23 protein-coding genes and 1 pseudogene are annotated in these 24,949 nt (G+C 72.3%); 15 read left to right on the top strand and 9 right to left on the bottom strand.

The features are described from left to right. Positions 1 to 183: 183 nt before the first annotated feature. A complete protein-coding gene (gene thrS / locus ABT300_RS15430; RefSeq protein WP_351675300.1) occupies positions 184 to 1,542 on the top strand; it encodes a threonine--tRNA ligase in 1,359 nt (452 codons plus the stop codon). Positions 1,543 to 1,665: 123 nt separating this feature from the next. After that, entirely contained in the window at positions 1,666 to 2,628 is a 963-nt protein-coding gene (locus ABT300_RS15425) for a nucleoside hydrolase (protein WP_351675369.1), read from the top strand. A 132-nt stretch (positions 2,629 to 2,760) separates the two neighbouring features. Here the strand turns inward: ABT300_RS15425 and ABT300_RS15420 are convergent, their stop codons facing one another. Further along, positions 2,761 to 3,732, bottom strand: a complete 972-nt coding sequence (locus tag ABT300_RS15420) for an LAETG motif-containing sortase-dependent surface protein (protein ID WP_351675297.1) — start codon at positions 3,730 to 3,732, stop codon at positions 2,761 to 2,763. A gap of 314 nt (positions 3,733 to 4,046) precedes the next feature. On the opposite strand from ABT300_RS15420, the gene ABT300_RS15415 reads away from it, so the two are divergent. Then, positions 4,047 to 5,705 (top strand): glycoside hydrolase family 13 protein, encoded by a 1,659-nt coding sequence (locus ABT300_RS15415; RefSeq protein WP_351675294.1) that lies wholly within the window; start codon positions 4,047 to 4,049, stop codon positions 5,703 to 5,705. 81 nt (positions 5,706 to 5,786) lie between these two features. Here the strand turns inward: ABT300_RS15415 and ABT300_RS15410 are convergent, their stop codons facing one another. Continuing rightward, complete coding sequence (locus ABT300_RS15410) at positions 5,787 to 6,533, bottom strand: DUF4142 domain-containing protein (protein WP_351675367.1); 747 nt, start codon at positions 6,531 to 6,533, stop codon at positions 5,787 to 5,789. Positions 6,534 to 6,733: 200 nt separating this feature from the next. Between ABT300_RS15410 and ABT300_RS15405 the strand changes: the two genes are divergently transcribed. Both ABT300_RS15405 and ABT300_RS15400 read left to right on the top strand, forming a co-directional pair. Then, entirely contained in the window at positions 6,734 to 7,417 is a 684-nt protein-coding gene (locus ABT300_RS15405) for an O-methyltransferase (protein WP_351675292.1), read from the top strand. Between the two features lie 87 nt (positions 7,418 to 7,504). After that, a complete protein-coding gene (locus ABT300_RS15400) occupies positions 7,505 to 8,269 on the top strand; it encodes an MOSC domain-containing protein (RefSeq protein WP_351675290.1) in 765 nt (254 codons plus the stop codon). A 90-nt stretch (positions 8,270 to 8,359) separates the two neighbouring features. Here the strand turns inward: ABT300_RS15400 and ABT300_RS15395 are convergent, their stop codons facing one another. Further along, a complete protein-coding gene (locus ABT300_RS15395; RefSeq protein WP_351675287.1) occupies positions 8,360 to 8,614 on the bottom strand; it encodes a hypothetical protein in 255 nt (84 codons plus the stop codon). A 267-nt stretch (positions 8,615 to 8,881) separates the two neighbouring features. Between ABT300_RS15395 and ABT300_RS15390 the strand changes: the two genes are divergently transcribed. Next, the gene (locus tag ABT300_RS15390) at positions 8,882 to 9,586 is read left to right on the top strand and encodes a DUF6445 family protein (RefSeq protein ID WP_351675284.1); all 705 of its coding nucleotides are present in this window, start codon (positions 8,882 to 8,884) and stop codon (positions 9,584 to 9,586) included. A 74-nt stretch (positions 9,587 to 9,660) separates the two neighbouring features. On the opposite strand, the gene ABT300_RS15385 is transcribed toward ABT300_RS15390, so the two are convergent. Then, positions 9,661 to 10,203: a hypothetical protein gene (locus ABT300_RS15385; RefSeq protein ID WP_351675281.1), complete on the bottom strand. Its 543-nt coding sequence runs from the start codon at positions 10,201 to 10,203 to the stop codon at positions 9,661 to 9,663. 211 nt (positions 10,204 to 10,414) lie between these two features. Between ABT300_RS15385 and ABT300_RS15380 the strand changes: the two genes are divergently transcribed. Next, positions 10,415 to 10,903, top strand: a complete 489-nt coding sequence (locus tag ABT300_RS15380; protein ID WP_351675278.1) for a DUF7144 family membrane protein — start codon at positions 10,415 to 10,417, stop codon at positions 10,901 to 10,903. Here the strand turns inward: ABT300_RS15380 and ABT300_RS15375 are convergent. Together ABT300_RS15375 and ABT300_RS15370 are read right to left on the bottom strand one after the other, a co-directional pair. Continuing rightward, positions 10,882 to 11,754 carry a M23 family metallopeptidase gene (locus ABT300_RS15375; protein ID WP_351675275.1) on the bottom strand — a complete coding sequence of 291 codons (873 nt, stop codon included), beginning with the start codon at positions 11,752 to 11,754 and terminating at the stop codon, positions 10,882 to 10,884. The genes ABT300_RS15380 and ABT300_RS15375 overlap by 22 nt on opposite strands. Continuing rightward, complete coding sequence (locus ABT300_RS15370) at positions 11,667 to 12,806, bottom strand: glycoside hydrolase family 26 protein (RefSeq protein ID WP_502977946.1); 1,140 nt, start codon at positions 12,804 to 12,806, stop codon at positions 11,667 to 11,669. The genes ABT300_RS15375 and ABT300_RS15370 overlap by 88 nt, the downstream gene beginning before the upstream one ends. Before the next feature lie 369 nt (positions 12,807 to 13,175). Between ABT300_RS15370 and ABT300_RS15365 the strand changes: the two genes are divergently transcribed. The 4 genes and pseudogenes from ABT300_RS15365 (at position 13,176) to ABT300_RS15350 (ending at position 17,746) form a co-directional block, all read left to right on the top strand. Continuing rightward, on the top strand, positions 13,176 to 13,997 hold the full coding sequence (locus ABT300_RS15365) for a hypothetical protein (RefSeq protein ID WP_351675361.1): 822 nt from the start codon (positions 13,176 to 13,178) through the stop codon (positions 13,995 to 13,997). Between the two features lie 82 nt (positions 13,998 to 14,079). Beyond that, positions 14,080 to 14,535: pseudogene (locus tag ABT300_RS15360) on the top strand (TerD family protein); the annotation flags it as partial. 292 nt (positions 14,536 to 14,827) lie between these two features. Next, positions 14,828 to 16,213: an LCP family protein gene (locus ABT300_RS15355; RefSeq protein WP_502977948.1), complete on the top strand. Its 1,386-nt coding sequence runs from the start codon at positions 14,828 to 14,830 to the stop codon at positions 16,211 to 16,213. 357 nt (positions 16,214 to 16,570) lie between these two features. After that, positions 16,571 to 17,746 (top strand): sensor histidine kinase, encoded by a 1,176-nt coding sequence (locus ABT300_RS15350; protein ID WP_351675272.1) that lies wholly within the window; start codon positions 16,571 to 16,573, stop codon positions 17,744 to 17,746. A 38-nt stretch (positions 17,747 to 17,784) separates the two neighbouring features. Here the strand turns inward: ABT300_RS15350 and ABT300_RS15345 are convergent, their stop codons facing one another. Continuing rightward, positions 17,785 to 19,314: a DEAD/DEAH box helicase gene (locus tag ABT300_RS15345; RefSeq protein ID WP_351675270.1), complete on the bottom strand. Its 1,530-nt coding sequence runs from the start codon at positions 19,312 to 19,314 to the stop codon at positions 17,785 to 17,787. 104 nt (positions 19,315 to 19,418) lie between these two features. Continuing rightward, the gene (locus ABT300_RS15340) at positions 19,419 to 19,622 is read right to left on the bottom strand and encodes a cold-shock protein (protein WP_057577999.1); all 204 of its coding nucleotides are present in this window, start codon (positions 19,620 to 19,622) and stop codon (positions 19,419 to 19,421) included. 369 nt (positions 19,623 to 19,991) lie between these two features. Here ABT300_RS15340 and ABT300_RS15335 point away from each other — a divergent pair, with 369 nt between their 5' ends. Together ABT300_RS15335 and ABT300_RS15330 are read left to right on the top strand one after the other, a co-directional pair. Beyond that, entirely contained in the window at positions 19,992 to 20,255 is a 264-nt protein-coding gene (locus ABT300_RS15335; RefSeq protein WP_351675268.1) for an SCO0607 family lipoprotein, read from the top strand. Between the two features lie 64 nt (positions 20,256 to 20,319). Further along, positions 20,320 to 20,682: a DUF952 domain-containing protein gene (locus ABT300_RS15330; RefSeq protein ID WP_351675265.1), complete on the top strand. Its 363-nt coding sequence runs from the start codon at positions 20,320 to 20,322 to the stop codon at positions 20,680 to 20,682. Between the two features lie 14 nt (positions 20,683 to 20,696). Here ABT300_RS15330 and ABT300_RS15325 read toward each other — a convergent pair whose 3' ends face one another. After that, positions 20,697 to 21,806 carry an SCO2400 family protein gene (locus tag ABT300_RS15325; RefSeq protein ID WP_351675262.1) on the bottom strand — a complete coding sequence of 370 codons (1,110 nt, stop codon included), beginning with the start codon at positions 21,804 to 21,806 and terminating at the stop codon, positions 20,697 to 20,699. 384 nt (positions 21,807 to 22,190) lie between these two features. Between ABT300_RS15325 and ABT300_RS15320 the strand changes: the two genes are divergently transcribed. Together ABT300_RS15320 and ABT300_RS15315 are read left to right on the top strand one after the other, a co-directional pair. Beyond that, a complete protein-coding gene (locus tag ABT300_RS15320; RefSeq protein ID WP_351675259.1) occupies positions 22,191 to 23,768 on the top strand; it encodes a right-handed parallel beta-helix repeat-containing protein in 1,578 nt (525 codons plus the stop codon). Positions 23,769 to 24,004: 236 nt separating this feature from the next. Further along, a partial coding sequence (locus ABT300_RS15315; protein WP_351675256.1) for a polysaccharide deacetylase family protein occupies positions 24,005 to 24,949 on the top strand: 945 nt, incomplete at its 3' end.

The raw sequence follows: 24,949 nt of genomic DNA, 5'->3' as shown, positions 1-24,949 counted from the left end.
GCGTGCCGTGCTGCCTCGTCGTTACGGTGGCGGCATGAAGCGCGCCCAGCCGTCCCGCACGACGACGCCGGAGACCGTCCCGGCGCGCTGATCCATGACTGGATGTCCGAAGCCCCGGGGTGAGCGCCCCGGGGCTTCCGCGTTCCCGGTCCTCGCCCCGCCCCGAGCGAGGGAGCCCCACCCGTGAACGACGACCACTGCGCCCCCGACCACGACCTCGCCCCCGACCGCGACCTCGCCCCCGGCCGTCACTCCGCCCCCGGCCTCGCCCCCGGTCAAGGCCTCGCCGCGGGGCACGGCCCGGAAGAGGGCGGCGCCGCAGGTCAGGAGCGGGACCACCGCCGCCTCGGCCGCGCCCTCGGTCTGTTCGACACCGACCCCCTGATCGGCGCGGGTCTGCCGTACTGGCTGCCGGACGGGGCGATCGTCCGGCACGCCCTGGAGGAGTACGTCCGGGAGACCGAACGGGCCGCCGGCTACCGGCACGTGTACTCGCCCGTGCTCGGCAAACGCGAGCTGTACGAGATCTCCGGCCACTGGGCGCACTACAGCGAGGACATGTTCCCGCCGATGGAGCTGGGGGCCGAGCAGGTCGTGCTGCGGCCCAGTCTCTGTCCCCACCATGCGCTCATCTACCGTTCCCGCTCCCGCAGCTACCGCGAACTTCCTCTGCGCCTCGCCGAACTGGGCGGCATGTATCGCTCCGAGCCGTCCGGGGTGCTGGGCGGCCTGACCCGCGTGCGGGCCATCCAGCTCAACGACGCGCATGTGTTCTGCACCCTGGAGCAGGCGGTCGACGAGGCTCGCGCGGCGCTCGCCCTGATCGCCCGCGCCTACGCCGACCTGGGCATCCGCGCCTCCCGCCACCGGCTTTCGCTGCCCGGCGAGGGCGGCAAGTACGTGGCCGACCCGGAGCTGTGGCGGCGGGCCACCTCGCTGCTCAGGGAGGTTCTGGACGGCGCCGGCGTCGCCTACGAGGAGGCGGAGGGCGAGGCCGCCTTCTACGGACCGAAGATCGACGTGCAGATCACCGACCGCGCCGGCCGCGAGGCGACCCTCTCCACCGTGCAGATCGACTTCCACCAGCCCGAACGCTTCGACCTGCACTACGTCGGCGCCGACGGGTCCAGGCACCGTCCGGTGATGGTGCACCGCAGCGTCATCGGCAGCGTGGAGCGGGTCGTCGCCCACCTGATCGAGGAACACGGCGGGGCGTTCCCGGTCTGGCTGGCGCCGGTGCAGCTGGTCGTGCTGCCGGTGTCGCAGGCGCAGGAGGACGCGGCGGCGGAGCTGGTGGGCCGGGCGTCGGCCGCCGGGCTGCGGGCGGAGCTCGCGGGCCCCGAGCAGGGCAGCCTCGGCGCCCGGGTGCGGGCGGCGCGGCTCGCGCCGTACCAGGCGGTGATCGGGGAGCGGGAGGCACGCGCCGAGCGGGCCGCCCTGCGGCTGCGCGACGGCCGCCGCCCCGGTGAACTGCCCGTCGGCGACCTGGTCGCGCGGATCGCCGAGCGGGCGGCGGCGCGCGGCAGCGCACTGTGGGAGTGAGCACGCCCCGCAATAGGCTCGTGGACGACCGTGGTGCGGAAGGAGTCCCTGGTGACCGAGGCGAACGAGGCGAACAAGTCGGCCGAGCCGAACGAGCCGAACGAGGCGAGCGAGGCGAGCGCAGTGCCCGAGCAGCCCACTCCCGTGATCATCGACTGCGACACCGGCGTCGACGACGCCCTCGCCCTGCTGTTCGCCGTACGCCATCCAGGCCTGGACGTGCGGGCGGTGACCTGTGTCGCCGGGAACACCGACGTGGACGGGGTGGTCCGCAACACGCTGACCGTGCTGGAGCACGCGGGCGCGGGGGACATCCCGGTGGCGCGGGGCGCCGAGCGCCCGCTCATCGAGCCCGTCCGCACGGCGTCCCATGTGCACGGGCAGGACGGCATGGGCGACCTGGGCCTGCCCGCCCCCACCCGCCGCCCGGTCGACGTGGACGCGGTGACCCTGCTGCGCCGCGAGATCCTGGCCTCCCCGCGCCCGGTGACCCTCGTCCCCACCGCGCCGCTCACGAACATCGCCCTGCTGCTGCGCACCCACCCGGAGGTGACCCGCAACATCGAGCGGATCGTGTTCATGGGCGGTGCGGTGACCACCGGGAACGCCACGCCGGTCGCGGAGTTCAACGTGTGGCACGACCCGGAGGCGGCGGCGATCCTGCTGACCGCGGGCGTGCCGATCACGATGTACGGCCTGGACGTCTTCCAGCGGGTGCTGGTCCCGGCGGCGGACGTGGCGCGGCTGCGGGCGAGCGCGGAGCCGCGACTCAGGCTCGCGGGCGCACTGCTCGCGCACCGCGACCCGGCGAGCTCCGGCGACCCCACGCCCACCGGGGGCCTGGGCGACGCGGGCGCGCTCTGCGCGGTGGCCGACCCTGCGGGCCTGACCACCGAGCTCCTCCCGGTCGAGGTCTCCCTCGCCCCCGGCCCGTCCCGCGGTCAGACGGTCGTCGACCGCAGGCCGCGCCCCGGCGAGTCCGAGATCCACGGGGGCGTGCGCGAACAGGCCCTCGTGGACGTGGCGTTGGACGTCGACGTGGAGCGTTACGTGAAGCTGTGGCTGACCGCGGTGGAAGGCGCCTAGGAACAGCGGGACGGCGGAACAGCGGGACAGCGGAACGGCCGCCCGGTCATCCGGTACGGCCGTCCCGTCACTCGTCTCCGTCAACCCGACGTCGGCCCCGGCGCCGGCTCAGGGCCGGCGCCGGTCTCGGCGTCAGGCGCGCGTGGCCTTGCGGCGCCGCGTGGCGACGACGATCGCCGCGCCGCCCGCCAGCAGCGCCGCCGCGCCGCCCGCGATCAGGGGCGTGTCGCTGCTCGCGCCGGTCTCCGCGAGGTCGCCGCCGCCGCCGTTGGGCGTCGGGGCGGGCGCGGTGGTCGACTCGGAGGCGGACGGGGTGGGCGAGCCGCTGTCGGACGGCGACGCGGACGGCGACGTGGTGTCGCTGTCCGACGGGGTCGACGGCGTGCTGGAGGGGCTGCCGGACGGGCTGCCCGACGGGCTTCCGGAGGGGCTGCCGGAGGCACTGCCCGACGGCGGGGTGACCGGCGGCGGCTGCTCGGTGACCGTGCAGTCCTTCGTGCCGCCGTTCCAGGCCGCGATCAGCTTGTCCTTGATGACCGGGCGGTTCGGCCCCTTGGGCAGGTCGCCGTGGACGAAGCCGTCCTTCGCGTCGAGCTTGCCGTCGAACTTGACCGCGCCGCGGTAGAGGTCGATCTGGGCGAAGCAGCCCGCGTCGGGCACGGCGATGTCGAGGCTCTCGGTCTCGCCGGGCTTGACCGTCACGGTGTCGAAGTCGACGAAGACCTGCTCGCCGGAGGTGGCGAAGCTGGAGCCGTGGGCGAGGTACGAGGCCAGGGAGGCGGTGCACGTCGTCGCGTCGCCGGCGGCGCGGACCTTGACGTGGATCTTGCCGTCCTCGGTCGGCTTGAGGTTCTGGTCGTCGACGCGCACCGAGTCGAAGAAGCGCGTTCCGTCGAGCGAGAACTGGCAGCGGTCGGTCTGCGTCTCGGTGCCCGCACCCGTGCCCGGACGGTAGTGTCCGCCGGAGTTCCAGCCGTCGCCGCCGGGCGTCCCGGTGTCCGCGAAGGCGAGGGAGGCGGCGGCGACGGAGGCGGCGCACAGGGTGAGCGACACGGCGCCCGCCCCCAGCAGGCGGCGCACGGTGACAGTTCGCGCTATGGACATACGGATCCCGTTCTTGGCGAGTCGCCAGGGCTGACTGGTCCGGATCAGAAGACGAAGGCATCAGCGGAAGGCGTCAGGAGAGCAGCGGAGCAGCGGAGAAGGCCGCCGGGCTCATCGGTCACAGCTGCCACGAAGGCCACACGTGTCACAGAGGCCACAGCGTGCCCCCATCGTCGTGTGCATGTCGGACCGCTGTCAACCTGCCTCAAACCCCGGTGAGTTCAAGTTTCCGTCACATGTTCCCCATGTACGGAATGATCCGTTCCGAACGGTTCGACGTTCACTTTCCGGGCACAGTGGACAGACTTGCGTGCATGACCGATTTCTCCCCCCACCGACCCGACTGGTGGCGGCAGGCCGTCGTCTACCAGGTCTATCCGCGCAGCTTCGCCGACGCCGACGGGGACGGCCTCGGCGACCTGCGGGGCGTCACCGGCCGGCTCCCCCATCTCGCCGCACTCGGCGTGGACGCCCTCTGGCTCTCCCCCTTCTACCCCTCCGAGCTCGCCGACGGCGGCTACGACGTCGCCGACCATCGGGACGTCGACCCGCGCCTGGGCTCCCTGGCCGACTTCGACGCCCTCGCCGCCGAGGCCCACCGGCTCGGCCTGAAAGTGATCGTCGACCTCGTGCCGAACCACACCTCCCACCGGCACCCCTGGTTCCAGGAGGCCCTGGCAGCCGGCCCCGGCGCGCCCGCCCGCGACCGGTACGTCTTCCGCGACGGCCGAGGCCCGGGCGGCGCACTCCCGCCCACCGACTGGCAGTCCGTGTTCGGCGGCAGCGCATGGCAGCGCGTCCCGGACGGCCAGTGGTACCTCCACCTGTTCGCCCGTGAGCAGCCCGACCTGAACTGGGACCACGAGGAGATCCGCGAGGACTTCCGCACCACGCTGCGCTTCTGGTCCGACCGGGGCGTCGACGGCTTCCGCGTCGACGTGGCCCACGCCCTCGCCAAGGACCTCGCCGAGCCCCTGCGCGACCTGGGCGCGCCGGAGCTCAGCGGCGACGCCGGCCTCGCCCTGCTGGCTCCGGGCGCCCACCCCTTCTTCGACCGCGACGAGGTCCACGAGATCTACCGCGACTGGCGGCGCGTCCTCGACGCGTACACCCCGCCCCGCACCGCCGTCGCCGAGGCGTGGGTGCCGGGCGACCGCCGCGCCCTGTACGCCCGCCCGGACGAACTCGACCAGGCGTTCAACTTCGAGTACCTGCAGGCGGTGTGGGACGCCGAGGCGATCCGTGCGGTCATCACGGGCTCGCTGGCCGGCGCCCGGGCCGTCGGCGCCTCGGCGACCTGGGTCCTCTCCAACCACGACGTCGTACGCCACGCCTCGCGCCTCATGCTCCCGCCCGGCACGGACGACGGCGGCTGGCTCCTCTCGGACGGCCGTGCTCCGCGCGTCGACGAGACGGCCGGCCTGCGCCGGGCCCGCGCGGCGACGCTGCTGATGCTGGCGCTGCCGGGGTCGTCGTACCTCTACCAGGGCGAGGAGCTGGGCCTGCCCGAGGTGGCCGACCTGCCCGCGGAAGTCCTCCAGGACCCCCTGTGGGAGCAGTCGGGCCGCACCCGCAAGGGCCGCGACGGGTGCCGGGTGCCGTTGCCCTGGACGTCGGCCGGGCCGTCGTACGGCTTCGGGCCCGCGGGGGCCTGGCTGCCCCAGCCCCCCGCCTTCGCGCGGTACGCCGTCGAGGCGCAGGACGGGGTCGAGGGCTCCACCCTGGAGCTCTACCGCACGGCCCTGCGGCTGCGGCGCAAGCTGCTCGACGGCGAGGAGCTCACCTGGGAGCCGGATCCCGCTCCGGGCGTGCTGGCGTTCGCCCGCAGCGACGGCTGGCGGTGCGTGACGAACCTGTCGGACACGCCCGTGCCGCTGCCGACCGGGGAGGTGCTGCTGAGCAGCGCGCCCCTGGACGGCGCCGGCGCGGGAACGCTGCCGCCGGACACGACGGTCTGGCTGGCGGCACGCTGACCCCTGCCGGGCGCCTGCCTGCCGCCGTCACACCGACCGACACCGCCGCCGGCCCGGTGGGAACCCGTCTGCGTCTATGCGCTATCCGCCATTGCCGGTCTGCCCGGGGACCTGTCCGTTCACGGCCGCGCCCAGGTCGATCGGCGTGGAGGTGGCGTTCGGCGGCGGAGTGAGGACGACCATCGGCTGGCCGAGCGGCGGCACCGGCGGCGTCATGTCCGACTTGGGCAGCTTCGGCGGGGTGGTCTGGGTGAACAGCGTGGTGTCGAAGTCGACCAGGCCGGTCTTCTCCATCACCGTGATGTGGTCCAGAACGGTGTTGTTGGCCTGGTCGGCCAGAGAGCGCACCAGCGTGTTCTTCGTCGTCGAGCGGATCTTCGCCACGGTGTTGAAGATCGACCCGTGCGTCATGCGCAGGATGTTGGCGAAGTCGACGTCGAACTGCTTGCCCTGGTCCGACTTGAGAGTGTTGACGAACCCCTCCTGCTGCGGACTGGCCACGTTGGGGATGGTGATGTTCAGCATCGGGGCGATCTTGCGGCAGCTCTCGTCCAGCGCCGCGTGCCCGTCGATGAGGTGCTGGCTGGCGATGAGGACGCCCTTGCTCTGCCCCTTCTGCAGCCCGATCTGCCCGACCGGGTACTCCCACAGGCCTGCGGCCCGCACCGCGACCACGAAGGAGCGGTCGCTCTCGGTCAGAGGTCCCCACTGGGTGTTGGCGATGATTCGGTCACCCGAGGTCGACACGGTGTCCAGGCCGAGCATCGACGGGTACGCGAGGGCGCTGAGCGTCAGGGCCAGCGCGCCCCCCACGAAAATAGTTCCCATCATGTTGCGCGAAAGTGCCACCGTTCCTCCTGCCCGTCGGGGAATCCGCCGTCGTGTCGTCGTCCGGTGGGGACCCGGACGAAGAGAAGTACGCGCGCGGAGCCGTTCGGACTCATCCGGCCGCCAAAAAGTTGATGGACGATGCACTGGCCGGGCGAGTAAGTTCCCATAAGGAACTCGCTGGAGAGAGGGAACCCGCCGTGCAGCAGACCTGGAACGCCGTCGACGCCTACTTCAACGACCTGCTGGTGGAGGAGGACGACGCGTTGCGCGCGGCCGGCGCGGGCAGCGAGGCCGCCGGTCTGCCGCCCCATCAGGTCGCGCCCAACCAGGGCAAGCTCCTGCATCTGATCGCCCGCATCCAGGGGGCCCGCACGATCCTGGAGATCGGGACCCTCGGCGGCTACAGCACCCTCTGGCTCGCCCGCGCCCTTCCCGAGGGCGGCCGCCTGGTGACACTGGAGGCGGACGAACGGCACGCGCGGACGGCGGCGGCGAACATCGCGAGGGCGGGCCTGCGGGACGTCGTGGACCTGCGGGTGGGCAAGGCGTCGGACACGCTGCCCTTGCTGGCGGCCGAGCCGGGGCCGGGGGGCGGGCCGGCCGAGCCGTTCGACCTGGTCTTCATCGACGCCGACAAGCCCTCGAACCCGCTGTACCTGGAGTGGGCGCTGCGGCTGACCCGGCCCGGCAGCGTCATCGTCGGCGACAACGTGGTGCGCGAGGGCGCCGTCACGGACGCGGCGAGCACCGACCCGCGCGTCCAGGGAGTCCGCACCTTCACCGAACTGATCGCCCAGCACCCGAAGTTGACCGCGACGGCGGTGCAGACGGTGGGCGAGAAGGGGTACGACGGCTTCGTCATGGCACTGGTGACGGACTGACGCACGACGCGACGCGACAAGAGACGGACGACGCGACGCGACAAGACAAGACACGACACGGGACAGGGACTTGGGGGGCATGGGGGCATGGCGGCAACGGGGACGAGCACGGCACGACTGTCGGAGATCACGTACTACCCGGTGAAGGGATGCGCGGGGGTGACGCTCACCGAGGCGACGCTCACGTCGACCGGTCTGCCGGACGACCGCACGTACGCGATCGCCGACGAGAAGGGCGAGCTGCGCTGGCAGTGGGGAGACCCCCGGATGGCGCTGATCTCCCCGGAGTCGCGCGACGGCGAGGTGACGCTGCACGCGCCGGGCCGGGACCCGGTGCGGGCGGCCGACCCGGACGTGCACGCCTGGCTCACGGAGTTCCTGGGCGTCCCGAGCACCCTCGTCCGGCCGCCGGCGGGCAACGCCCACCGGCTGCACGTCGTCTCACGCGCCAGCCTGGACGCCCTGAACCGCCGCCTCGCCGCCCGAGGAGCCGCCCCTCTCCCCATGAACCGCTTCCGCCCGAACCTCGTCGTCGACGGCTGGGACGACCCCCACACCGAGGACCGCGCCGCCCGCCTCGCCGTGGCCGGCGCCGAACTGGCCTTCACCGAGGACACGATCCGCTGCGCCATCACCATGGTCGACCAGCGCACCGGCCGCCGCGTCGGACCGGAGCCCCTGCGCACCCTGGCGGACTACCGCCGGGGGGAGGCGGGCGGCATCGCCTTCGGCGCCTACTTCCAGGTCCGTCGGGCGGGACGGATAGCGCTGGGCGACGAGGTGACGGTGTCCTCCGGAACGTCCCCCGAAGTCGCCACGGCTCCCGAAGCCCCCGAAGCCGCCGGACCGTGACCGAAGCGGGCCGGGTCGGGTCGGTCCCCGCCCGATCGGTCCAGGCCGGGTCGCAGGCGGGGCCCGGGACGCGACGCCCTGGACGACGCTTTAGATGCCCTCGGCGTGCCGGACGTGCTTCGCGCCGTCCATGGCCTTCGTCTGGCGGCGTTCCCGCAGGGCCCGGTTGATGGTGTACATGCGGATCGCGGTGAACAGGACGACGGCCGCGCCGATGGCGGCCATCTGCCACTCGCCGTCCCGGACGGCCGCATAGAAGAGGAAGCCGCTGAAGACGACGCCGAAGACGACGAGCAGGGGTTCGCGCACCCAGAAGGGGAGCACGCGGATGACGAGACCGATCATCGGGTCACTTCAGCACCCGCAGCCCGCACCGGCTGTGACGGACGCCACAATTCCGGGAGTTCGTGTGTGCGTGGCGTGCAGAAGACGCGCTGAGGGCGCGCGAAGAACGCGCGAAGAACGCGCAAAAGCGCGCGAATGCCGACGCAGGGCGCGGCCTGGGCAGTTGGCGAACCGTTGACCGCCGGGGGGAAACGTTGACCGCTTCGCGGAGGAGTCCGGACGAACGGGAGGGCGAGTCATGAGGATCCCTCGACCTAGATTCGCTGCATGTCCATGCCACAGCGGCCCCATCAGCCTGCGAGGGCTGCCGCCACGCTCCCGGTCCTCCCCTACCGCAAACCCACCAGGGGCCGGGACTACTGGGTGATCGACGACGTCTTCCCCGAACCCGACATCACCGCGATCCGGGCGCGCTGCCTCGCCAAGGACGACTGGGTCAAGGGCCACCCCTACACCTCGGAGAGCTGGCCCGGACTGCGCACCATGCCCGGTCTCGAACCCGGTGAACTCGACCGCGTGGAGCGGCTGGTGCGCAAAGCGACGGGGGCGCGGAAACTGTGGGTGCAGCAGGCCCCCGGCGGCGGCACCCTCAACCACAACTGCGTCCAGGTCGTCGGTGCGGGGGAGAGCTCTCCGCGTCCGCACTCCGACTCGCGGGCGCTGTGCCGGTACGCGGCCGTGCTGTACCTCAACCCGGCCGTCCCCAAGGACTGCGGCACCAGCTTCTACCGGCAGTCCCTGCCGGGCGGGCGGCTCGGCGGCAACGTCGTCCAGGCCCCGCACAACAACCTCGTCGAGGCCCTCGGCACCCGGTTCGTCGCGCCGGACGCCTTCGAGGAGGACGTACGGGTGCCCCACCGGCACAACCGCCTGCTGCTGTACAACGCCAACCTCGTGCACAGCGCGACCGGTTACTCCGGCGCCACCCTCGAGGAGAAGCGCATGACGGCCGTCTTCTTCTGGATGGCCTGACCCGTCCACGCGAACCCCGGTCGAACTCCAGCCGACTCCAGCCGAACCCGGTCCCGACGTCCGGGCGGGCCGCTTCAGTAACGCACCGCGCGCACCGCTTCCGTCTTCACCTCGCCGGAGAGCGCGCGGTGGCTGCGGGCGATGGCCTTGGCGCTCTTGCCGGCCGGGACGTCGGTGACGGTGACGAGCACGGAGTCGAGCAGTTTGCCGCCGGAGTCCTTGAAGTCCACCTCGACGGCGAAGGACTTCGTCGAGTCGGCGCTGTTCGTGACGGTCACCTCGACCGCGCTGCGGTCGCCGTCGGCGGTCGGCGTGCCGAGCTTCACGTCGTCCTTGGCGTCGACGCCGTTCTCGATCCCGTCGAGCTTACGGCCCACCTCCGCGGTCGCCGACGCGAACGCCTCCGACGCCTGCGAGGCGAGCGAGGAGGCGGCCGCGGTGGCCTGAGCGCCCACCGACTGCGCGGCGGAGGCCGCCTTGCTGGCCACGGAGGACGGGCTGTCGTCCCCCGAGCAGCCGGTGAGCGCCGTGAGCGCGGCCAGCCCCGTCAGCAGGGCCGCGCCCCGCACCGCCGCCGGACGGGCGCCCCACTTCCGGCTTCTGCGGTTCGCTGCCATCACGCCTCCAGGTCGGTCCCTGTGTCCTCGGATCTCCAGTGAAGGCGCGGACCGTCGCGCCCGCATGCCGGCTCACCCGAACGGCGCACCCCCGTGGTGGCGGCCCCCGCCCGGACGGATCGTCGAGGGGCAGTCGCCGAGCCAGAGCCACAGACATGGCCAGAGCCAGAGACACAGTCAGAGCCGCCAGAGACAGAGACGGGGTAGTCCCATGAGCGACCAGCCGCACTCACAGCCGTCGTCGCACGGGTCCCCGGTGTGGGACCCGTCCCACCAGGGCACCGGCACGCCGGCCTGGGCCTCGCCCCCGGCCGGCGGGCAACTGGCCGCCGGCGGGGTCGTCTTCGGCGGCGTGCTGATGTTCGTCAGCGGTGTCCTCGCCGTCTTCCAGGGCATCGCCGCGATCGCCGAGGACGACGTCTACTCCCGGGTCGGCAGCTACGTCTACGAGATGAACCTCGCCGGCTGGGGCTGGGTCCTGCTGATCGTGGGCGTCGTGGCCACGGCGACCGGATGGGGGCTGCTGATGGGGGTGGAGAAGGCGGAGTGGGCCCGGATCAGCGGCATCGTGCTGGCGTCGCTCAGCCTGATCCTGCAGTTCCTGTTCCTGCCGTACGCACCGGTCTGGGCGGTCATCCAGATCGCCATCGACGTCTTCGTCATCTGGGCCCTGGCCTCCTACCGCCCGCTCCAGGGCTGAGGCGCCCGTTCGCCGGTGCGGCCGCCGGGCCCCGTACCGGGCCTGGGGAGCACCGGCGCTCCGGACACCTGCACGGACTTGCGGCGCAGCCACGGCAGGGGCGGCACCTGGGATCCCAGGTACGGGGTGATCCGCACCTCGAAGTGCAGATGCGGTCCGGTGACGTTGCCGGACGCGCCGGACAGCCCGAGGCGCTGGCCGGCCGCGACGCGCTGGCCCCGGCGCACGTCGATGCGGGACAGATGGGCGTACTGCGTGAAGTAGCCGTCCCCGTGCCGCACCAGGACCTGGTTGCCGAAGCCGTCCCCGCAGGTGGTGACGCGCACGACGCCGGAGCCGACGGCGTACACCGGGGTCCCGGAGTCCACCGCGAAGTCCTGGCCGGTGTGGCGGCGGGCCCAGCGCGAGCCCTTCGCGGCGTAGCCGGCGGACAGCCAGTAGCGGCGGGTCGGGGCGGTCCAGGGGGCGGAGCGCTGCTCGGGCGCCCGGCTGCGGTCCCCGAACGGACAGCGGCCCGCGCGCCCGGACGGGTCGACGGCGACCGGGTCGCCGGTCTCCCTGGCCCCCGTCCGCAGCAGGTCCCACAGGTCGTCGCGGACGGCCTTGCGGCGCTCTTCGGCCTCTTCGACGGCCGACGGGAGGGCGTCGGCCTCACGCAGCCGGTCGACCCGCTCGCGCGCCTGCTCGTGGATGCGGACGGCCCGGACGGCCCGGTAGCGCTGTCCGTCGCCCCCCGCTGCGGCGGGCACGGCGGCGAACGCCGTCAGCAGCAGGGCGAGCAGGGCGGCCCCGGTCGCGGCGCTGAGGCGCGCCCGCGTCCGCGGGAAGCGCGCATGATGTTCTCGTCCCATTTCCGGATCATCCGACCGGCGGTGCGTCCAAGGGCGGCGCCTGGCCGGACGGAGGCCTCGGGTTCAGCCGAACGGCCCCCTCCCGCGCCCACCAGGGAGCGGTAGACGGCCGAGGACCGTGGATTGTCGGCGCACTGCCACACGCCGTGCGGACAGTAGTCGCTGATGGTCTGGTACAGCGGCCGGTGCGTGGCGAACCAGTCGAGCATGCCGCGCATGTACTCCGGGTCGTCGCCGTTGCGGAACAGCCCCCACTCGGGATACGACACCGGCTTGCCGTGCGCCCGTGCGAACCGGACGTGCTCGGCCAGGCCGTAGGGCTCGGCGACCTGCTCCGCGAAGGACATGCCGGCGGGCTGGTCGTAGGCGTCCATGCCGACGACGTCGACGTGCGCGTCGCCGGGATAGCAGGCGGTCCAGGGGACGGCGTCGCGTCCCCGGCTGGGCGTGAACTCGAACCGCAACCGCTGCCCGCCCGGCGCCGACCGCACGGCCTCCACGATCCTGATCCAGTACCGCTTCCAGGCCCGCGGATCGGGTCCGCACCGATGGGTGTACGTGGTGCCGTTCATCTCCCAGCCCACCACCAGCACCGTGTCCTGCAGTCCGAGCCCGACGAGCCGCCGGGCCAGCGCCCGGAAGTGCTCGTCGTAGTCGCCGTTCGCCCCTCGGCGCAGCTCCTCCCGCACGACCGCGTCGGACACGTGGTCCTCGGCGCCCTCCAGCATCGGCACGTTGAGCACGAACATCCGGCCGGCGCGGGCATGCGTCCACCGCGCCCAGTGCTCCAGGTAGCCGGGCGCCCCCTCGATGTTGCTCCACAGGTCCCCGGGCAGATACGCGTGCCCCACCCGGGGCGTGGCGACGCCCAGCCACTCGTCCAGCCCGGCGATCCGCCGCACGCCGGCGTCGTCGTACCCGACGTACGCGCCGAACGCCCCGGTCGCAGCCCCCGTCCCCCGTCCGACGGGCACGCAGGCGGGCCCGGCCAGCAGCACGAGGACGGCGAGCAGCGTGAGCAGGACGCGGTGGGCGCGCGGGGAGCGGAACACCGGCACAGGATGACGCCCCCACCCCCACCCCACCCCGCACTCCCGCCAGAACCACCCGGACGGGACGCCTCTCCCCGGCAACCGCAGCGCCCCCGGCGGCAACCCATGAACGTACGAGCGAGTGGACGACCGACTGAACGACCGACGGAACGGCCGCTCCCAGCACAGCGCACCAAGGCGCGGATCGCTCGCGTCGCTCGGTAGCTCAGGCCGCTCGGATCGCGCAGATCTCATCGCACGGCACGTGAATCCCGTACCTCACACGAGGAGTTCACCATGCTAGGCAATCCAGCACCCCCGCATTCGGGACCGCATCCGCATCCACGTCGACGTGCCCGTCGGCGCACCCCCGCGCGCCTGCTCGCCGTGATGGCGGCGCTCGCCGCGTTCCTCCTGCACGCCACCGGCTTCGCCGCGCCGCGCGCTGAGGCCGCGAACGAGTGGAACCCGCCGGCCAACCTGGTCCAGCCGCTCAACGAGGTCTGGAACCACGTCTCGACGACCTACCCCGACCTCTACGGCTTCCGCAACTACGGCTGGGACCAGGTCATGGCCAACCGCGGCAGCATCAACTACTGCGTCCGCTGGGAGTCCGACGCACCGGTCAGCGCGGCGCTGCGCGACCGGATCCACGCGGCCCTGAAGAAGCAGTTCGCCAAGTGGATGGCCGTACAGGTGGAGGGCGGCCGAGGATACGACAACTGGCCCTACACCACCGTGCCGGTCAACATCGTCGGCTGGGCGGTGAAGAACCGCTCCACCCTCCAGTGGACGGACAACTCCGTCGACGTCTACACCAACCGACTCGACGGAGCCGGCGCCCCGCAGTGCGCCCCCGACTGCGGCCGCTTCTTCCACCAGGACGGCAACTACTCCAGGTGCCCCGGCGGCGCCGCTCGCCACTACGACCAGTCCCTCTGGCTCACCAAGGGATTCGGGGGCGGCGCCGGCGGCGACTGGGGCCAACGCGTCGGGCAGGAGTACTTCACCTCGGCCCTCAACCAGGAGAACATCCACATCTACCTGCACGAGGTCGGCCACACCTTCGGCCTCGACGACTTCTACGACTGGACCCCCACCGGCCAGTGCTGCTTCGTCATGAACGCCGGCAGCGCCACCCAGATCACCGAGTTCGACAAGTGGATGTTCCGCGACTTCTGGCGCCACCTCAAACCCCGCTACGGCCTCTGAGCCAACGCTTCCCGGCCCTCTGAGCCCAACCCCTCCCCGCCCGCACGGCGACGGTTCTCACGACCGTCGCCGTGCGCCGTTTCTGCAGGCGGAGCTGCGGATCGAGGGGACGCCCGGGGTGCTCGCGGTGGGGGCCGATCTGCGCACCGGCAGGCTGCGCACGTCCGTTGAGATCCCCGCGCCCGACCAGGGATATCCGCTGACCTGGGTGAAGCGGCTGATCCGCCGCCTCGCGGAGGCTCCGGCGGACCTGCATGTGGAAACCCTGGTCGAGGACGGTCCCGGCGGCCCGCGCGGCACCCTGGAGCGGCTCCGCCCCGAACCGGCCGATCTGCTGCCGAAGAACGGCGCGAGGATCACCGGTTTCCGGCTCACCCTCTTCAAGGGCATGGGCAGCGGTCGCGGCAATGCCGAGTCCGGGTTCATTCGCAGCGTGGACGACGCCGTGCAGCGATTCCACTCCTCGGTCGTCGTCCGTCTGGAGCATCCGGCTCCGCGGGGTTCCGCGGGTGCTTCGTCGGGGAACCCGGCGGGGTGAGATCCCTCCGCTTCGGCGTCCCCGTGGGCAGGAAGGCCACGGGGACGCCGCGTTTCACCGGCGCCGAAGTCGCCGCTGCGGACAAGACGTCGTGTGACGAGGCAACCGGATGCGGGGAGTTGGGGGTCTTCTGAGGCGACAGTGCCTTCTCGGACGTATTCCTGCTCGTGTGCAGGGTTCCGACGTTCGGCGGCGACCGGCGTCGGCGATCCGAGCACGGTGTACGGGGTGGACGGCCGAGGCGGAGGGGCGAGCGCCGGTGAGCGGAACGAGAAGGCGTGGACAGGAGCCGGTGCGGCCGGCCGGCCGGGGGAGCAGGCAGGCGGGCCGGTCCGGCGGGACGCGGCTGACCCGGCGCGGGCGCGTCGTCGCCTGGGGCGCGGGGGTGAGCGCCGTGGTGCTCCTCGGGGCCGGCGGGACCGCCGCCTGGATCTGGCACGACCTCAACGACAACATCACCTCCGCCGAGGTGGACGACAAGCTGGGCGCCGACCGGCCGCAAAACCTGAGCCCCGGATCGAAGAACATCATGGTCGTGGGGTCCGACAGCCGTGACGGCGCCAACGCCGAGTACGGCAAGGACCTGACGACCATGCAGTCCGACACGCTGATGGTGCTGCACATACCGGCCGACCGTAAGTGGGCCTCGGTGGTGTCCCTCCCGCGTGACTCGTGGGTGGAGATACCCGGGTGCCAGAAGGGCGACGGCACGTCGTCCACGCCGCACCACTTCAAGATCAACGAGGCTTTCGCCCTCGGCGGCAGCAACGGCAAGGTCGCCGAGGCCGCCGCGTGCACCATCAAGACCGTCGAGGCCAACACCGGTCTGCGCATCGACCACTTCATGTCGGTCGACTTCTCGGGCTTCAAGGGCATGGTCGACGCGCTGGAGGGCATCGAGGTCTGCCCGAAGCAGGCCATCCACGACGAGAAGGCCCACCTGGACCTGGAGGCCGGCTGCCAGACCGTCAAGGGCGAGAAGGCGCTCGGCTACGTCCGCACCCGCTACAGCGTGGGCGACGGCTCCGACATCGGACGCATCGGGCGGCAGCAGGAGTTCATGGACGCGCTGGCCAGGAAGGCCAAGTCCAAGCTCACCAGCCCCGACGCGATGTACGGCTTCCTCCAGTCGGTCACCAAGTCCCTCACCACCGACCCCGACATGGCCGGCATCAAGCCGCTGTACGGGCTCGCGGACGAGCTCAAGGGGATCCCGAGCGACCGGCTGAGCTTCCTCACCGTGCCCAACTACGGGCGCGTCGCCGACCAGCCCAGGGACAAGGCCAACGTCGTGTGGCAGTACCCGCAGGCCGCCGACCTGTTCACCTCCCTGGCCAAGGACAAGGAGGTCACCAAGGCGCAGTTGGACGCCTCGAAGAAGAACGTGGTGTACGCCTCCAGCGTGCGGGTCCAGGTGCTGAACGGCACCGGCGTCCCGGGGCGTGCGGCGGCCGTCGCGGAGAGGCTGAAGAAAGCCGGTTACACCGTCACCGGCACGGGCAACGCCCCCGGGACGGTGGCGAAGACGACCGTCACCTATCCGTCGGGCCTCGAGAGCAAGGCTGCCGTCCTCGCGTCCCGGCTGCCCGGCCTGCGTCCCACGGCGGACGGTTCGGCCGCCGCAGGCGTCGTCACCCTGGTCGTCGGACCGGAGCTGAAGGTGGAAGACGTCGCCTGATCGTTTCGCAGCCGTTCTTGGTCAACAGGGCTCCGGAAATGGGGTAAGGTTGATCTTGAGCCGGTCACCGGGAAGAAAAAACGGTGAACGACCTCTGCGTTGGTGGTCCAAGGAAAGACGCCCCGCTTCCTGCGGGGAAATGCAGGTGCAAGGCCTGCCCGGCGCTCCATCAGGAAGAGCCCCACCCCGTGTCCACGGGGTGGGGCTCTTCCTCGTCTCCGTCCCCCGCCCCGCTCCGCCCGGACCGGCCCGGTCGGTCGTCACCGGCGAGCGGCGGACGGTATCCGCGGCCCCGGCCGCGCCGCCTCGACCGTTCGGCCGATACCGCCCGCCGCTTCTGCGCCTACCGTGAACGGCATGAGATCAGCCTGGCTACGGGGCAGTGCGCGGGGCGCGGCCGTCGGCGCGCTCCTGGCGGCCTGCGTCCTCGACTTGGTGATCGCCGCCGAGGACGGAGAACCGTGGGGTCCGGCGGTCATCCTCGCCGTCGGCCTGGTCGCGGTGCTGTGGCCCGCCTCGCGGCGCCCGGCATGGCTCACCCCGCAGCTGCGCACCGCCGTGCCCGCTCTGCTGTCCGCCCTGTACACGGTCGCCACGCTGGTCCTGGACCGCGAGAGCTCCTTCGGGCCGGGCGAGCTCGCCGTCCTGCTGTGCCTCCTCTTCGTCGCCGTGCGGCACTGCCCGCCGAACCGGCTCCTCGTGTGCGCGGCGCTGGACGCGCTCGCCTTCCTCGCCACGCCGTGCCGCCAGTTCTGGCCGCTGTGGGACCAGGCCGGCGCGGGGCTCGCCTACGTCGTCGTCGGACTGGTGTTCGTCCTGCTCGTCGGCTCGCTCGCCGCCTACCTGCGCTCGCTCGACTACCGCCGCACCGTCGCCGTTGACGACACCCGCCGCGAGGAACGCCTCGCCATCGCCGCCGACCTGCACGACTTCGTCGCCCACCATGTCACCGGGATCCTCGTGCAGACACAGGTGGCGCGCATGATGACGACCGCCGCGCCGGAGGGGCCCGAGCGGCTCGACCCGGTCCTCGCCGGCATCGAACGGGCCGCCACCGAGGCACTCGCCTCCATGCGGCGCACGGTCGGCGTCCTGCGGGACACGCCCGAGGCCGACCGGCGGCCCGTCGGCGACCTGGCCGGCGTCACCAACCTCGTCGAGAACTTCACCGGACGGCCCGGCCAGGCGGTCGTCCTCCACCGTTCCCCGGCCGTCGGCGACGACCTCCCGCACGAGGTGCAGGCCGCCGCCTTCCGCGTCGTCCAGGAGGCGCTGACGAACGTGCGGCGGCACGCCGCCGACGCCCGTGCCGTCACCGTCCGCCTCGACCTCGACCGCGGCCGGCTCGACGTCAGCGTGGTCGACGACGGCCACGGCGGCGCGCCCCTGCCGGCCGAAGCCCACGGCGGCGGCTTCGGCCTGGTCGGCCTGCGGGAGCGGGTCACGGCGCTGGGGGGCGACCTGAACACCGGTCCGCTGCCCTCCGGTCACGGATGGCAGGTCCACGCCCTGTTCCCTCTCGCCCGTGCCTAGCGCGGCCGGCGGCCGGGAGGGGCCGCCCGGCCGCTCTCTCAGCGCCCGCCCGTGCCGTTGCCCTTGGCGGGCGAACGGCGGCGGCCCTGTGCGGGCCTGCGGGGGCGGGAGGCGGAGCCGCCGCGCTCGGAGGAACCGCGCTCGGCTCCGCCGCGCTGGGCGCCGCCGCGCTCGGAGCCGCCCCCGCGGGACGGGTTCTTGCGGGCGGGCCGAGCTTCCGCGGCAGGCGGCGGGGTGAGCACGACGGGGACGCCGGACGGCGGCTGTGCCCCGGTGATCCGGTTCAGCTCGGCGCCCCCGGAGCGGACCTGGGTGGTCTGCGGGGTGATGCCGGCGTCGGCCATCAGGCGGGTCATCTCACGGCGCTGGTGGGGCAGGACGAGGGTGACGACGGTGCCGGACTCGCCGGCGCGGGCGGTGCGGCCGCCGCGGTGCAGGTAGTCCTTGTGGTCGCCGGGCGGGTCGACGTTGACGACGAGGTCGAGGTTGTCGACGTGGATGCCGCGGGCGGCGACGTTGGTGGCGACCAACACCGTGACGTGTCCGTCCTTGAACTGGGTCAGGGTGCGGGTGCGCTGCGACTGGGACTTGCCGCCGTGCAGGGAGGCCGCCCGGACGCCGACCGCCAGCAGCTTCTTGGCCAGCCGGTCCGCCGCGTGCTTGGTGTCCAGGAACATGATCGTCCGGCCGTCGCGGGCGGCGATCTCGGTCGTCGCGGCGTGCTTGTCCTCGTCCTCCACATGCAGCACGTGGTGGTCCATCGTGGTCACCGCGCCGGCCGACGGGTCGACCGAGTGGACGACGGGGTCGTGCAGGTAGTTGCGCACCAGCCGGTCGACGTTGCGGTCGAGGGTCGCCGAGAACAGCAGCCGCTGCCCGTCGGGGCGCACCAGGTCGAGCAGTCGCGTCACCTGCGGCATGAAGCCCATGTCGGCCATCTGGTCGGCCTCGTCGAGGACGGTGACGGCGACCTGGTCCAGCCGGCAGTCGTCCCGGTCGATGAGGTCCTTCAGACGCCCGGGGGTGGCGACGACGACTTCGGCGCCGCCGCGCAGGGCGCTCGCCTGCCGGCCGATGGAGAGTCCTCCGACGACGGTGGCGATGCGCAGGCGCAGGGTGCGGGCGTAGGGGGTGAGGGCGTCGTTGACCTGCTGGGCCAGTTCCCGGGTCGGGACGAGGACGAGGGCCAGGGGCTGGCGGGGTTCGGCCCGCTGCCCGGCGGTGCGGGCCAGCAGGGCGAGGCCGAAGGCGAGGGTCTTGCCGGAGCCGGTGCGGCCACGGCCCAGGACGTCCCGGCCGGCCAGCGAGTTCGGCAGCGTCGCCCCCTGGATCGGGAACGGCGTGGTGACGCCCTCGGCGTCGAGAGCGGCCAACAGCCGCTCGGGCATGTCGAGTTCGGAGAACGCCTCGACCGGCGGCAGCGCCGGGGTGAGCGTCACCGGCACCGCGAACTCGCCGCCGGACGCGGCGGGTCGGCTCCCGCGTCCGCTCCGCCCGGCTTTGGCCGTACGGGAGGGCGCGCCCTGGCGCCGGTCCGTACGGGAGCGGACCGAGCTGTTGCGGTTCATCCGGTGCCTTTCTCGAAAACTTCCGGACGCCATGAACCGGGGCCCGCACTCAGGAGTGCGGGCCCCGGTCGTGTCGTCCGCTTGAAACAGACTCAGACGACGGTTCAGGCGGGGAGGATGTTCTCCGCCTGCGGGCCCTTCTGGCCCTGCGTCACGTCGAAGGTGACCTTCTGGCCTTCCTGAAGCTCACGGAAGCCGGACGTGGCGATGTTCGAGTAGTGGGCGAAGACGTCCGGGCCGCCACCCTCCTGCTCGATGAAGCCGAAGCCCTTTTCCGAGTTGAACCACTTCACGGTGCCAGATGCCATGCTGTATCTCCTTTGGGGCAATGCCCGGTGCCCGCACCTTGCGGAACCGGTGTCGCAGCATCAGAAAAGCCCCAAAAACAAAAAGAGTGCCCGTCGACGGAAGGTCGAAAGAGCACTCTGAAGCCTCTGGTAACCGAAACTGCCACTTTTCTCACGGTAGCACAGGTCGGGATGAGGAGCGGGAACGGTTTTCTGGGTTCCCCTACGCGTCGCGCTGAGTACGCGTACTCAGGAGGCGAGGGCCCTTCCGGCGGCAGGCTGGACGCGTCAGCAGCCAGGCTTCGGCCGTCAGAGGAGTCCACCGTGGGGAAGACCGGCATTCGAGTACGTGTTCGATCTGCTCGGGGGCTTGTGCTGGCCGGAGCGGCCATGGCGGCCGCGGCCGCTTCCACGCTCACCGGGTGTTCCCTGCAGATCGAGGAGGCCGTCTGCGGAGGCGGCCACTACCCGGTGCTCGCGGTGAACAGCGGCGGCGGGGACTGCGTGCCGGACGGCGAGGAACCGGCCGAGGGCTGGGCCCGCTATCCGGAGGGAAAGGTCCCGGAGAAGGTCGGCGACAAGTGGTACGTCTACTGGAGCACGCACACGCTCGACGGGAAGGGCGCGATCGTGGAACTCCCGGAAGGCGAATAGCGCCGGGAGAGGGTCTTCGAGTGCCGTAGAGGTGGCCGTACGGGGGCCGTTGTATAAACAGTTCATGATCTATCACGTCGTGCGCGCGGACGAGTGGAACGCCGGAGCCGACCGGCCCTACGCGCCCGCCTCTCTCGCCGAGGACGGGTTCGTGCACTGCTCGCCCGACGCGGAGACCACGCTGGCCGTCGTCAACGCGTTCTACCGGACCGCCCCCCGGCCCCTGCTGGCGCTGGTCCTCGACGAGGAACGGCTCGCCTCCAGGTGCGCCTGGGAGGCGGCCGACCCCGCTCCGCCGCCCGGCGCCCGCCCCGGCACCCTGTTCCCGCACGTGTTCGGACCGCTCGACCGGGAGGCCGTGGTACGCGTCCTCGAGGTCCGCTGGGACGCGGACGGCCGGGCGACGGGTCTGACGGACGCCGGCTGAAGCAGGGGGCGAGGTCAGCCGAGGCAGATCAGGCCCAGCAGACAGACGTCGGACGGCGAGGTGGACGCCGTCCCGGAACCCGTCCCGGACGACGATGACGACGGCGACGAGCCCGAAGCGCCGGACGAGGACGACGGGTTCGAGCCGGAGCCCGAGCCGGAGCCCGAGTTCGAGTTCGAGCCCGGGTTCGAGCCGGCGCCCGTGCCGGAGCCCGAGGTCGACGTCGAGGCGCCCGAGCCGCCGGTCGCGGCCGGGGCGGAAGGCTGCTGCCCCGCCGTTCCGGTCAGGGCGCCGACCGTAGAGCCGTAGACGGAGGATCCGTGTCCGCGCTGCTGTCCCGAGGAGGTCCGCGCCGACTGCGCCGCGGTGTCGGCGACTGAGGCGGAGTCCGGACGGGCGCCCGACGCCGAGTCCTGCCGCCCGGTGTGCCCGGTGGCCGCCGGCTGTGACGGCGAGGCGGCGGACGGCGCGTCGCGCCGGCCGTCGGACCGGCTCACCGTGGGGACGGTGTGCTCCAGGGTCGGTTCCTCCCCGCCGGCGGCGGTGGGGGTCTCCGGCGCCGAGGCCGCCTGGGTCCGGTCGCCGTTCTGCCGCTCCAGCGCGGCGACCGCGAGGCCGCTGACGAGCGTCACGGCCGTCACGACCACGGCCCGCCGCTGGTTCTTCTTCCAGCGGGCCAGCTGCCGCCGCCGTGCCGCCCGGCCCTGGGGCGCCGCGGACACCGCGGCCACGGACGGCGAGGCCGTCTCGCGCGTGAGGTCGACGTCCATGTCGGCGTCGGCGTCGGCGTGGACGTGGGCGTCGGAGTCGGAGCCCGCGTGGAGGCCGAGGGCGACGTCGAGAGCCCGGTCCGCAACACGCTCGGGAACGCGTTCGGAGCCGTTTCCGGGAAACCTGCCGGACAGGGACGCGGCGGTGAAGGGCGTGGAAGCGGAAGACGCGGGGGCGAAGGGCCTGGAGGCGACAGGCGCGGCGGCCGCGTACGGGGACGTCGCCCGTGCGGTCCCGGCCCGGACGGCGTGTCCGTGGGTCGGTATCGGGGCGATGTCCGGAGCGTAGGCGCCGCACCCCGGACACACCAGGGCGCCGTTGAGATGCCGACGACACGAGGAGCAGTAGTCCATCTGCGGTCTTCCTATTTGACGTGCCGTCGCTCCGTCGGGGCCGCGACCTGATCACGTTCGCACGGGGGGTCGAACGGCCAGCAACGCTAACGACTCGTGCGGAGGACTGTGTGCAGCCTGTGTGATGCTCCTGCGCGAATGTGTTGAGGGATGTCGGCATGCGGCGCGCGCCCGCCCCCGGCCGCTGGGGAGCGGGGAAGCCGGGGCGCCCCGCTCGGGGCTGCTTCTGTGTCGCCCCTGCCGCCCTTTGCGTACATCCATGTGAACGAGAATCATGTACGCGTCTATTGACGCGTTCAGGACAGTGCCCCTAGCTTCCGGGAAAAAGCGCTTTCCGTACCTCTGGCAGACGACCCGCACCGTCCTGGAGATGGAGAGAACGACATGCTTGTGAGACCCGTCATCGCCTGCGCCGGCCTGGTGGCAGGCGCGCTCGTCGCGTTGTCCGGCACCACGGCGCAGGCCGCCACCACCCGCTACGAGGCCGAGGCCTCCCCGGCGGTCTGCACCGGCACCATCGACTCCGACTGGACCGGGTACTCCGGCAGCGGCTTCTGCAACGGAGCCAACTCGACCAGTGGATATGCCCAGTTCACCGTGAACGCGGCCACGGCCGGCACGGCGACGCTGAACGTCCGCTTCGCCAACGGCGCGGCGGCCGCCCGCCCGGCCGCGCTGGTCGTCAACGGCACGACCGTGCAGACGCCGTCCTTCGAGGCCACCGGCGCCTGGTCGACATGGGTCGGCAAGACGCTCACCGTGACGCTCGCCGCGGGCGCCAACACGATCCGGCTCAGCCCCACCACGTCCGCCGGACTGCCCAACGTCGACCGTCTCGACGCCGACGTGTCCGGCGACACGACGCCGCCTGCCGGCTCCGCGCTCTACGTGGCCCCGGGCGGCGCCGACGGCGCGGCCGGCACGCAGAGCGCGCCGACCACCCTCGCCTCGGCGATCAGCCGGGTGGCCGCCGGCGGAACCATCTACCTGCGCGGCGGCACGTACTCGTACGGGTCGACGGTCACCGTCCCGGCCACCAGCAACGGCACCTCCTCCGCCCGCACCACGCTGGCCGCCTACCCGGGCGAGACGCCGGTGCTCGACTTCTCGGCGCAGAGCGAGAGCCCCTCCAACCGCGGGCTGCAGCTGTTCGGCTCGTACTGGCACGTCAAGGGTCTCGTCGTGCAGCACGCCGGGGACAACGGGATCTACGTCGGCGGCAGCGACAACGTCGTCGAGCGCACGGTGACCCGCTACAACCGCGACACGGGACTCCAGCTCGGCCGGATCGCCTCCACCACGCCCGCCGCCCAGTGGCCGGCCCGCAACCTGATCCTGAGCGCCGAGTCGCACGACAACGCCGACTCCGACGGCGAGGACGCCGACGGCTTCGCCGCGAAGCTCACCACCGGCGTCGGCAACGTCTTCCGCTACGCCGTCTCGCACAACAACATCGACGACGGCTGGGACCTCTACACCAAGACGGACACCGGCGCCATCGGCCCGGTGACCGTCGAGGACTCCCTGTCGTACAACAACGGCACCCTCTCCGACGGGACCGTGAACTCCAACGGCGACCGCAACGGCTACAAGCTCGGCGGCGACGACATCGCCGTGAACCACGTCGTGCGGCGCAGCATCGCCTTCCACAACGGCAAGCACGGGTTCACCTACAACAGCAACCCGGGCTCCATGGCGGTGTCGAACAACCTGAGCGTCGACAACGCCCAGCGCAACTACTCGTGGGACGCCGGGACGTCGGTCTTCCGCGGCAACGCCTCCTGCCGGTTCTCGGTCAGCGGCTCGAACGACAAGACCGTCGGCGACGCGGACGGCTCCAACCAGTTCTGGTCGGGCTCCAACGGCAGCCGGTGCGCCTCGTACTCCGGCGCCCTCGGCTGGTCCTTCGCCTCGGACGGACGCCTGGTGGTGACCCTGGGAGGCAGGCAGGTGTCGCTCTAGGGAGCGTGCCTCGTGAGTCGCGTCCGCCGGCGCCGTGACGGCGCCGGCGGGCACGGATCACGCCCGGGGCGAGCCGGTCCTCGGCGCCCCGTCCGCCTCCGCCCCGCCGGGCCGCCCCGGCCGGTGAGGTGCGTGACATCCGAGGTCACGGTGGAACCCCGGACATCTGTTCGCCGTCAAGAAAGGCGAACCACACGAACAGATGAACGCACGGAACGACATGGGGTGGGCGCGCGGTGGACAGGCGGATCAGGGGGGCGGCACTGGCCTGTCTCCTTTTGACGGCGGGCCTGGCGACGGGCTGTACGACCGAATCCCGCGCGGAATCCTCCTCCTCCGCCACCCCGGACGCCTCCGCGTCGGCCAAGCAGGCCGGCCGGGGCGAGGCGGGCGCACGGGCGGGCACGGAGCCCGACGCCCGGGCGGCCACCGCGGCCGCCTACCGCAAGTGGGGGCTCCAACCGCTCGCCGCGCCGCCGGCGCCGCCCGCCACCAAGCCGTCCCCCAAGGCCGCCAAGGACGGCGGGGTGCCGGTGATCAGCGAGATACCCACCAAGCAGAAGATCGTCTTCCTCACGTTCGACGACGGGGCCGAGAAGGACCCGAAGTTCGTGACGATGATGCGGGAACTGAAGATCCCCTTCACGATGTTCCTGACAGACGCCGCCATCCGCGCCGACTACGGCTACTTCAAGCCGCTCCAGCACTTCGGCGACGGCGTCCAGAACCACACCCTGACCCACCCGAACCTGCGCACGCTGGGCGCGAGCGCCCAGAAGCAGGAGATCTGCGGCCAGCAGACCAAGCTCAAGGCGGAGTACGGGACCACGCCCAGGCTGCTGCGCCCGCCCTACGGCAACTGGAACGAGGACACCCGGGCCGCGGCGGCGTCCTGCGGCCTCGAGGCGATCGTCCTGTGGCGCGAGTCCATGCAGATCACGAACATGCAGTACCAGCGCGGCGACAAGAAACTCCACCCGGGCGACATCATCCTGGCCCACTTCCGCGGCCCGTCCGAGCTCAAGGGCACGACGATGACCGAGATGACGGCGAACCTGCTGCGTCACATCCAGGAGCAGGGCTTCGACAGGCTCGACCGCGACCACTTCCGCGAACTGCTGCGCGGCCGGCCGAAGGTGGTCGCGCTCACTCACTGCTCCAACGTCACCGGCGTCGTCCAC

The sequence above is a fragment of the Streptomyces sp. NPDC001027 genome (genome assembly GCF_040299045.1).
Lineage (GTDB): Bacteria > Actinomycetota > Actinomycetes > Streptomycetales > Streptomycetaceae > Streptomyces.
The sequence above is the reverse complement of the archived record's forward strand: the minus strand, read 5'-3'. Positions and strand labels throughout refer to the sequence as shown.